The sequence below is a fragment of the Streptomyces sp. UNOB3_S3 genome, assembly GCF_020740895.1.
GTDB lineage: Bacteria > Actinomycetota > Actinomycetes > Streptomycetales > Streptomycetaceae > Streptomyces.
In genome coordinates this window covers 1-8,992 of record NZ_JAILXP010000300.1, presented here as the reverse complement: position 1 = coordinate 8,992, position 8,992 = coordinate 1, and the positions used below count along the sequence as shown (strand labels likewise).

Below are 8,992 nucleotides of genomic sequence, written 5' to 3'. Positions count from 1 at the left end.
AGGGAGATCCGGGCCGGGCGGGCGGGAGTCTGGGCGGTGCTCATCGGACGGTCTCCCGGGTCTGGTTCGGAAGGACGGAGCCGCCGGTCAGGGCGAAGAACACGTCGTCGAGGTCGGGTGTGTGGACGGTGAGTTCGTCGGCCTGGACGCCGACGGAGTCCAGCCAGTCGAGGAGGGAGCGCAGTTCGCGCTGGCTGCCGTCGCTGGGGATCCGCAGCGTCAGCGCCTCGTCGTCGCGGGAGGCCTCGCCCAGGTCGGCGGCGGCGCTCCGGTACGCGGACGGATCGGTGAACCGGAGCCGGACGTGCCCGCCGGGGATCAGCCGCTTCAGCTCGTCGGGGGTCCCCTCGGCCACGATCCTGCCGCCGTTCAGCACCGCGATGCGGTCGGCGAGCTCGTCGGCCTCCTCCAGGTACTGGGTGGTGAGGAAGACGGTGACGCCGTCCGCGACCAGCTCGCGGATGATCTGCCACATGTTGTGGCGGGAGCGCGGGTCGAGGCCGGTGGTCGGCTCGTCGAGGAAGATGACGCGTGGGTCGCCGACCAGGGTCATGGCGATGTCGAGGCGGCGCTTCATGCCGCCGGAGTAGCTCTGGGCGGGCTTCCTCGCGGCCTCGACGAGGTCGAACCGCTCCAGCAGCCGGGCGGCGACGCGCCGCCCCTCGCGCCGGGGGAGGTGGTGGAGGTCCGCCATGAGGAGCATGTTCTCCTCGCCGGTGATCAGCCCGTCGACGGCGGAGAACTGCCCGGTGACGCCGATCGCGGCGCGCACCCCGTCCGGGGAGGCGGCGATGTCGTGGCCCGCGACCTGGGCCTGCCCGCCATCGGCGCCGATGAGCGTGGACAGGATCTGCACGGTGGTGGTCTTGCCGGCGCCGTTGGGCCCGAGCAGCGCGAACACGGACCCGGCCGGGATGTGCAGATCGATGCCGTCGAGCACGGTCTTGTCGCCGTACGACTTGCGCAGGCCGACGGTGGAGACGGCGGCGGGCGACTGCGGACCGCCGCCCCGCCTGGGCGTGGGCATGACAGGCGAAGGCATGGAGCTCTCCGTTCGAAGGGCTTTCGAAGGGCTTTCGAAGGCTGAGGTGGCTGAAGTGGCCGGAGCGATGGGTGGGTTGGGGCCGGCCCTGCCGGGGTCAGGCCCTGGCGCGGCGGATGTCGATGTTGCCGAACCGGGTGCGGGCGTGGACCTCGACGGTGTTCTCTGTCCCCTTCGGGGGCTCGGACGCGGAGAGCGAGTTGCGCACCTGGCCGGAGCCCGAGCTGACGTCGAGCCAGGCGGCCGTGCCCTCGCGGATGCCGATGTCGATGGCGCCGTAGGAGGTCTCCAGCCGGACGGTGCCGGACGCCACCTCGTCCACGCGCAGGGTGCCGTGGGCGGTGGTGGCGGTGACCGAGCCCTCGGCGCGCCGGATCTCGATGTCGCCGTTGGCGTTGCTCACCCGCAGCTCCCCGGTCGCGGCGCCGACGGTCGTGGTGCCGTGCGAGTTCTTCAGGACGGCGGGGCCGTCGACGAGGCCGACGCGCATACTGCCGGAGCTGGTGGTGATCTCGGCCGTGCCCTCGACCCGGTCCACGGTGATCGAGCCGTGCGCCGCCCTCAGGTTCAGCGGGCCGGTCGCGTCGAGACGGACGTCGCCGGACGAGGTCTTCACCCGGACCTCGCCGAGCCGGCCCTCGCCGAGCACCTGGGCCCAGGCGCCGGTCATGTCGACGCGCGAGCCCGTGGGCAGTTCGACCGTCACATCGACGGCGCCGGTGCGCCCGACGAGGTAGCGCGACTTGGGCGTCCTGACGGTCAGTACGCCGCTCGCGCAGGTGACCTCGGTCTGGTCGGCCGCCCGCGCGTCCAGCTCCTTCTTCGGGTCGCGGGGCCGCACGTCGACGAGGGTGTCGAGGCGGTCGCCCGCGATGAACCGGATGGAACCGGCCTCCACGTGGGCGGTGACCGAGATCGCTTCGGGAGCGTCGAAAGAAGGCATGGCTGTTCCGTCCTCTTGGGTCTTCGGGGCGTCTCCGCCGGTGGGACGCGGTGTGGGTGACGTGGTGCCGGATGAGGGCGCGGTCAGCGCACCCATCCCGTGACGCTCTGCCCGACGCTTCGGGTCCGCTCCGCCGGCCGGGGCCGCGTGCCGCCGCCGACCGCGGCCGACACGGCGCGCACCAGCCACGCGTTGACCGACAGGCCCTCGCGGCCGGCGGCCTCCTCGGCACGGGCCTTGAGATGGGCCGGCATCCGCAGATTGACGCGGGCGGTGCCGCCCTCGTCGCCGTCGGCGGGCTCCTGCGCCATGAGCGCCTCGACGGGCGCGGCCGGCTCCACGGGGGCGCCGCCGGTGGGCGGCAGCGTCACCACGAAGTCGGGGTCCAGTCCGCGCAGCCGTACGTCGACCGAGCCGGGGGCGAGTTCACGGGTGATCTCGTCCATCGCGGCGGAGAGCACATTGAGCATGGTCAGCCGGGTCGCCGACTCCAGGGGAGCGGTGAGCCGCCGGGCCAGCTCGCGGGTGTCCTCCCCGCCGGCCTCGGCGGCCACCGCGAGTTCGCGGCGGAGGATGTCGACGTACGGCGTGAGGTCCATAACGCCAGCATGGCATCATCATGGCGCCATGCGCAAGGGGGGTGGTGTCAGACCGGGAACGGCCTTGTGGGCGGCCGCTCTGAGCTGCGGAAACGCCGAGGGGTGGCCTGTGCTGGTCCGTCCTTGCGGGCGAGGAATGACGCCGGGTGGCACCAAGTGGCACCGGGTGGCGTTGGGTGGTGCCACGTGATGCCATCCGGCGTCACGTCAGGACGGCCCGGGTCCGCCCGGCCCCTCCTCGTCCCGGTCCCGCGCGCTCTCCGCGAGCCGGCGCAGCCGGGGGTGGCGCACCGGGCCGTGCTCGGTGATCGCCTCGCCGACCATCGTCCGCAGGGCGTCCCGGAGCCCGTGGAGGGCGTGGTGCGGCGCGGGTCCGGCGCCCGGGTCCGTCCGCAGCTCGGACAGCAGCGACCAGCACACGGCCAGCATCACCAGCACGAAGGGCAGGGCGACCAGGATCGTCGCCGACTGCAGCGACTTCAGTCCGCCCGCCACCAGCAGCACCGCCGCCACCGCGGCCATCAGCACGCCCCACACCACCACCAGCCAGGTGCGCGGATGGAGGGCGCCCCGGCTGGAGAGCGAGCCCATCACCAGCGACGCGGAGTCCGCGCTGGTGATGAAGTACGTCATCACCAGCGCCATCGCGATCCACGAGGTGAGCGTGGCCAGCGGCAGGGTGTCCAGCAGGGCGAACAGGGACGCCTCCGCGCCCTCCTTGACCGTGCCCGCCATGTCCGCGGTCCCGGTCAGGTCCAGGCGCAGCGCGCTGCCGCCCATCACGCAGAACCACACCACCGTCGCCCCGCTGGGCACCAGCAGCACCCCGACGAGGAACTCGCGGACCGTGCGGCCGTGGGAGATCCGGGCGATGAACGTGCCGACGAACGGCGCCCACGACAGCCACCACGCCCAGTAGAAGATCGTCCACGCGCCCAGCCACTGCGAGTCCGTGAAGGCGCCGGTGCGGGTGGCGAGCGTGAGCAGATCGTGGAGATAGCCGCCCGCGGCGGCCGGGATCGTGTTGAGGACGAAGACGGTCGGCCCGAGCAGGAAGACGAAGAGCATCAGGACGGCGGCCAGCGCGATGTTGAGCGTGCTGAGCCATTTGACGCCCTTGTGGAGCCCGGAGAAGGCGGAGAGCACGAAGGCCCCCGACAGCACCGCGATGATGACGAGTTCGAGGCCCGTGGTGTCCTTCATCCCGGCCGTGATGTTCAGCCCCTTGGACACCTGGAGGGCGCCCAGGCCCAGGCTGGTCGCCGTGCCGAAGACCGTCGCGAACACCGCGAGGAGGTCGACGACCCGCCCCGGCCAGCCGTCCGCCCGCTCCTTGCCGAGCAGGGGGACGAACACCGAACTGAGCCGGTTCCCCCGGCCCTTGCGGAACCCCGCGTAGGCGAGCGCGAGCCCGGCCGTGCCGTAGATGGCCCACGGGTGGAGCGTCCAGTGGAAGAACGAGTACTCCAGGGCCGTGCGCGCGGCGGCGGGGGAGCCCGCCGTCACCCCGCTGCCCGGGGGCGGGGAGACGAAGTGCTGGAGCGGCTCGCCGACCCCGTAGAACATCAGTCCGATGCCCATGCCGGCGCTGAACATCATCGCGATCCACGCCAGATTGCCGAACTCCGGCGTCGAGTCGTCCGCGCCCAGCCGGATCCGGCCGTACCGGCTGAAGGCGATCACCACGCACAGCACGAGGAACACATCGGCCGCGATCACGAAGAGCCAGGCGAAATTAGACAGCACCCAGCCCAGGGCCGACGTCGAGACCCGGTCGAAGGACTTCCCGGCCAGCGCGGCCCAGGCCACGACCGCCAGGACCGCGGCCATGCCGATGGCGACGAGGGGCAGGTCCGGGGCCTCCGCGCGCTCCGTGTGCTCGGTGCTCATGACGCCCCACTATGGCCGGGAACGCCCCGGTCGGTGGTGCTGGCACGCCGCCCGGGCGCGGGGGGAGTGCGGTGGTTCCCCCGTGAGCGTGTGCGACGTGCGTGAGCCCCTCGGCTCCTGCGCGGTCCGTACGGGGCATGCGTACCGCCCAGCCTGCGTCCGTACGCCCTGCGACTGCGCCCTGACGCCCTGTTCGTGCGATGTCAGGATGAAAAGAGAAATAAGCCATCCGCTCATCGAGCTGGGGGAGCCATCATGCTGCCCGAAACGCGTTCCTGGTCATCGTGCCGACACGGCCTCGTGAGCAAGGTACCCCGACATCTGGCGGTCATCCTCGATGGCAACCGCCGCTGGGCGGAGCGGCACGGCCTGCCCCTGGCCGATGCCTATCAGGCGGGTGCCGACCGGGTGCGCGAGCTGCTGTGCTGGTGCGACGAGCTGGGCATTCCCTTCGTGACAGTCTGGGCGCTGTCCCAGGACAACCTCTACCGGGAACCCAAGGTGGTCGACCAGATCGTGGAGGCGATCACGGCGGGGCTGCGCGGGATGGCAGCGGAGGCCCGCTGGCCGATCAGGGTCGTCGGATCGCTTGAGCGCCTCCCGCATCAGGAGCAGGCAGCCGCCCTTCGCGCGGTGGAGCGGGATTCCGCCACCGCGTCCGGGGCCCGGCTGACGGTGGCGGTTGCGTACGACGGGCGGCAGGAAATCGTCGCCGCCGTACAGGAGCTGGTCCGCGCCTACACCGCCGGGTCGTTGGCGGGGGAGCTCACTGAGCAGCGGCTGGTGGACTTCCTGTGCACGGCGGGGCAGCCCGATGTCGACCTGCTGATCCGGACCTCGGGGGAGACCCGGCTGTCCGGATTCATGCCCTGGCAGACGGCATATGCCGAGTTCTATTTCACGCCGGTCTATTGGCCGGATTTCGACCGTGGGCATTTCGGTGAGGCGCTCGAAGCCTATGCCGACCGGGACAGGAGGCGTGGGAAGTGAGGGATCGCCCCGGCGAAGGGCGCAAAGGCGCTTGACTGCCCCGGGGGCGCGCGAACCGGTTCACTGATCTTGGCGGGGCGGTACGGATGCGCTCCGCGCTCCCAGTGCGCGCGCTGATGTGAACTTCCTTCGTTTGTGGGGTGCGCGGGGAGGGCAGCAAAGAATCATGCACCAAACGGTCACCAGAGGCTTATTTTCGGTCGAAAGGGAAGGGCGTGCCCAAGTCTCTGCTGTTTTCTGAATCATTCGTGAGTGATCGACGGGCCCTGGCCGAATATCGGGTGCCTACCTACACGGCGCCGTTCCCCGTGGTACTCAATCCCCATCACGAATACGCGGAGGAGGTCGCGCTCGGCTGGGCACGCGACCACGGTCTGGACCGTACCCCGGCCGCCGCGCAGCGGCTGGCCGATATGGCCTGTGGGATGTTCGCCGCGCTCTACTGCCCGCGCACCGACCGCGAAGGCCTGGCTCTGTACGCGAAATGGATCGCCTGGCTCTTCCTGTGGGACGACATCTTCGACGACGGACCGCTGGGCCGTGACCCCATCGCCTTCCGGGTGGCCCTCGCCCAGGTGGACCGGGCTCTGGCGGAACCGCCTGGTCCGCCGGACGGCTTTTTTACTCTCCCGCTGGCGCGTGCGTTGGCGGACATCTGGCGTGATTTCTACGGGCGTGCCCCCGAGAACGCGCGCCGCCGATTCCCGGCGTCGGTCCGCGTGTACCTGCGCGCCATGGCGGGCGAGACGAGGAACCGGGTCGCCGAGGCGATCCCCGACCTGGATTCCTATCTGCGGCTGCGACGGGTGAACGGGGCCACGCGGTGCTCCATCGACATGATGGAGGGACTGCAGGGGGTGGATGTCCCCGACTCGCTGCGGCACGGTCTTTACGGTGAATTGCGCGCTTTCGCCAGCGAGTTGTGGCTGTGGTCCAACGACACATTCACCGTCCGTAAGGATCTGCACTACCAAAACCCTCACAATCTGGTCCTGGTACTGTGCGAGGCTCGCGGTCTGTCGTTGCAGGACGCCGCGTACCAGGCGGGACACATGGTCGAGCAACGCATGCGTGACTTCGTGAGAGTCGCGGAACGCCTGCGGGAGCTGGTGGACCTGCCGGAGGACCCGCATTCCCGGGCGAAGGAGCCCGTGCTGCGTGGCGTGCGGATGCTGGAGGAGAGCATCTCCGGATATTTCCGCTGGCAGGAGACCACTTTCCGCTACCGACGCACATCTGGTTTCATCACCCCTTGAACCACCGGTACCGAAAATAGCCAGGAATCGAGTGGATGGAGCTGGTCATGCGTGTGCGCAAGTACAAGTCGAATTTCCCGGCACTCGCGGCGAACGAGAATCATCTGGAATCCCTCCCGTACCCGACGGGATGGTTCTGCGTGGGATTCTCCAAGGAGTGGCGGCCGGGGGATGTCCGAACCTGCCGGTTCATGGGAGCCGACGTAGTGGTGTACCGGACCCGTTCCGGTGCGCTGAAGGCGACCCATCCGTACTGCCCGCACCTCGGCGCCCATTTGGGGGCCGGCGGCACGGTCGAGGGCGATCTCCTGGTGTGCCCGTTCCACCGGTTCGGCTTCGCGCCGGACGGGACCTGCGCTCGTACGCCTTACGGGACGCCACCGAAGTTGTCCCTGGGTCTCCTGCCGGCCTGCGAGAAGCAGGGCATCGTGTGGCTCTGGTACTCCCCGGACGATACGCCACCGACCTGGGAGCTCCCCGACTTTCCCGAATATTCGACCCCCTGCACGTTCCGGACCATAGACATGGCGGGCCAGCCGCAGGACGTCCTGGAGAACCTCGTCGATTACGGTCATCTCCGCGAACTCCATGGCCTTCACTACGTCGACGTGGTGTCCGAGCCAAAGAGCGACGGTCCTTTCTACTCCCTCACGTTCCGCTTCGGGCGTGACCTCCTCCGCTATCCCATGCAACAGGAGGCCACATGCCGGCTCATAGGGGTGGGCGGCGCGCTCATCACCTTCGAGTTCGCGCGCCTGAAGATGCACGCGGCGGCATGGGTACTGGCCACTCCGCTCGCACCGGGGCGCATGCGTTTCTGGTCGGCGTCATACGTCGCCACCGATCCGGTCCCCCACCTTCCCGCGCCGCTGCACCGCTCCCTCGAGCGGGCTCTGAGCGTGGGCATGAACTGGTGGACTGTGCGCGATGTGGAAGTCGACCTGCCCATCTGGCACCACAAGAGGTATGTGCGCCACCCCAAGCTGAACGATGCCGACGGCCCCATCGGCTCCTTCCGTCACTGGGCGCGCCAGTTCTATCCCCAGGAGATTCCCGCCACCTCCTGACCCCGGTAGGGTCGCCGCGGCGCGACGACCCGTACGGCCTCCGGGCCGGGGAAGCGAGGACGGCACGGTGGCGGAACCGACACGCGTACTGATCGCCGCGGACAAGTTCAAGGGATCGCTGACCGCCGTCGAGGTGGCCCGGCACGTGGCCGCCGGGCTGCGGCGGGCGGCGCCGGGGGTGGTGCCCGTGGCCCTGCCGGTCGCGGACGGCGGCGACGGGACGGTCGCCGCGGCCCTGGCGGCCGGCTTCGGGCGCCGTGCGGCGACGGTGACCGGGCCCGTGGGGCGGCCGGTCGGGGCCGCGTACGCCCTGAGTGGCGACGGCGGCACGGCGGTGGTCGAGATGGCCGAGGCGTCCGGGCTGCGGCTGCTGCCGCCCGGACGCCTCGCGCCGCTCACCGCGACCACGTACGGCACGGGCGAGCTGCTGCGGGCCGCGCTCGACGCGGGGGCGCGCGACATCGTGCTCGGGGGCGGCGGCAGCGCCACCACCGACGGCGGGGCGGGCATGCTCGCCGCGCTCGGGGCGCGCTTCCTGGACGCGGACGGGCGTCCCCTCGGCCCCGGGGGCGGCGCCCTCGCCGCGCTCGACCGCGCCGACCTGTCCGGGCTGGACCCCCGGCTGGCCCGGACCCGGATCGTGCTGGCGAGCGACGTCGACAACCCGCTCACGGGCCCGCGCGGGGCGGCGGCGGTGTACGGGCCCCAGAAGGGCGCGAGCGCGGCGGACGTCGCCGCGCTGGACGCCGGCCTCGCCCACTACGCGCGGCTGCTCGACGGCGGCCGCCACGCGGGCGCGCCGGGCGCCGGGGCGGCCGGCGGCCTCGGCTACGGCGCCCTGGCCGGGCTGGGGGCGGCCTTCCGGCCCGGCATCGAGGTGATGCTCGACGTGCTGGGCTTCGCCACCGCGCTGGAGGGCGCCGCTCTCGTCATCACGGGCGAGGGCTCCCTCGACGAGCAGACGCTGCACGGCAAGGCGCCGGTGGGGGTGGCCCGGGCGGCGTCCGGCACGCCGGTGGTGGCCGTCTGCGGGCGGCTCTCCCTGGACGCCGCCGCCCTTGCGGGCGTGGGCATCCAGCAGGCGTACGCCCTTACCGAGCTGGAGCCGGACCTTGCGCGGTGCGTGGCCCATGCCGGGCCCTTGCTGGAGCGTCTCGCCGTTCGTATCGCGCGCGACTACCTCGGCTGAGGCCGGAGCCCTGCCC

Annotated in this window: 8 protein-coding genes; 4 read left to right on the top strand and 4 right to left on the bottom strand. The window is 71.2% G+C overall.

Annotated features, from left to right (window positions below; all coding sequences use genetic code 11):
* Window positions 1-40: 40 nt before the first annotated feature.
* The 4 genes from K6I33_RS26465 to K6I33_RS26450 all read right to left on the bottom strand — a co-directional run bounded on the left by K6I33_RS26465 (window position 41) and on the right by K6I33_RS26450 (window position 4,474).
* Window positions 41-1,042: an ATP-binding cassette domain-containing protein gene (locus K6I33_RS26465; RefSeq protein WP_374285868.1), complete on the bottom strand. Its 1,002-nt coding sequence runs from the start codon at window positions 1,040-1,042 to the stop codon at window positions 41-43.
* Between the two features lie 97 nt (window positions 1,043-1,139).
* Entirely contained in the window at window positions 1,140-1,985 is an 846-nt protein-coding gene (locus K6I33_RS26460) for a DUF4097 family beta strand repeat-containing protein (protein ID WP_229357045.1), read from the bottom strand.
* Window positions 1,986-2,068: 83 nt separating this feature from the next.
* Entirely contained in the window at window positions 2,069-2,584 is a 516-nt protein-coding gene (locus K6I33_RS26455; RefSeq protein WP_229357044.1) for a hypothetical protein, read from the bottom strand.
* Window positions 2,585-2,791: 207 nt separating this feature from the next.
* Window positions 2,792-4,474 carry a BCCT family transporter gene (locus K6I33_RS26450; protein WP_229357043.1) on the bottom strand — a complete coding sequence of 561 codons (1,683 nt, stop codon included), beginning with the start codon at window positions 4,472-4,474 and terminating at the stop codon, window positions 2,792-2,794.
* Window positions 4,475-4,729: 255 nt separating this feature from the next.
* Between K6I33_RS26450 and uppS the strand changes: the two genes are divergently transcribed.
* From uppS to K6I33_RS26430, 4 genes are all read left to right on the top strand, one after another.
* Window positions 4,730-5,464, top strand: a complete 735-nt coding sequence (uppS, locus tag K6I33_RS26445; protein ID WP_229357042.1) for a polyprenyl diphosphate synthase — start codon at window positions 4,730-4,732, stop codon at window positions 5,462-5,464.
* Window positions 5,465-5,679: 215 nt separating this feature from the next.
* Entirely contained in the window at window positions 5,680-6,720 is a 1,041-nt protein-coding gene (locus K6I33_RS26440; protein WP_229357041.1) for a terpene synthase family protein, read from the top strand.
* A gap of 35 nt (window positions 6,721-6,755) precedes the next feature.
* Window positions 6,756-7,787: an aromatic ring-hydroxylating dioxygenase subunit alpha gene (locus K6I33_RS26435; RefSeq protein ID WP_229357040.1), complete on the top strand. Its 1,032-nt coding sequence runs from the start codon at window positions 6,756-6,758 to the stop codon at window positions 7,785-7,787.
* 67 nt (window positions 7,788-7,854) lie between these two features.
* Window positions 7,855-8,976, top strand: coding sequence for a glycerate kinase (locus K6I33_RS26430; RefSeq protein WP_229357039.1), 1,122 nt, complete (start codon window positions 7,855-7,857; stop codon window positions 8,974-8,976).
* The last annotated feature ends 16 nt before the right edge of the window (window positions 8,977-8,992 follow it).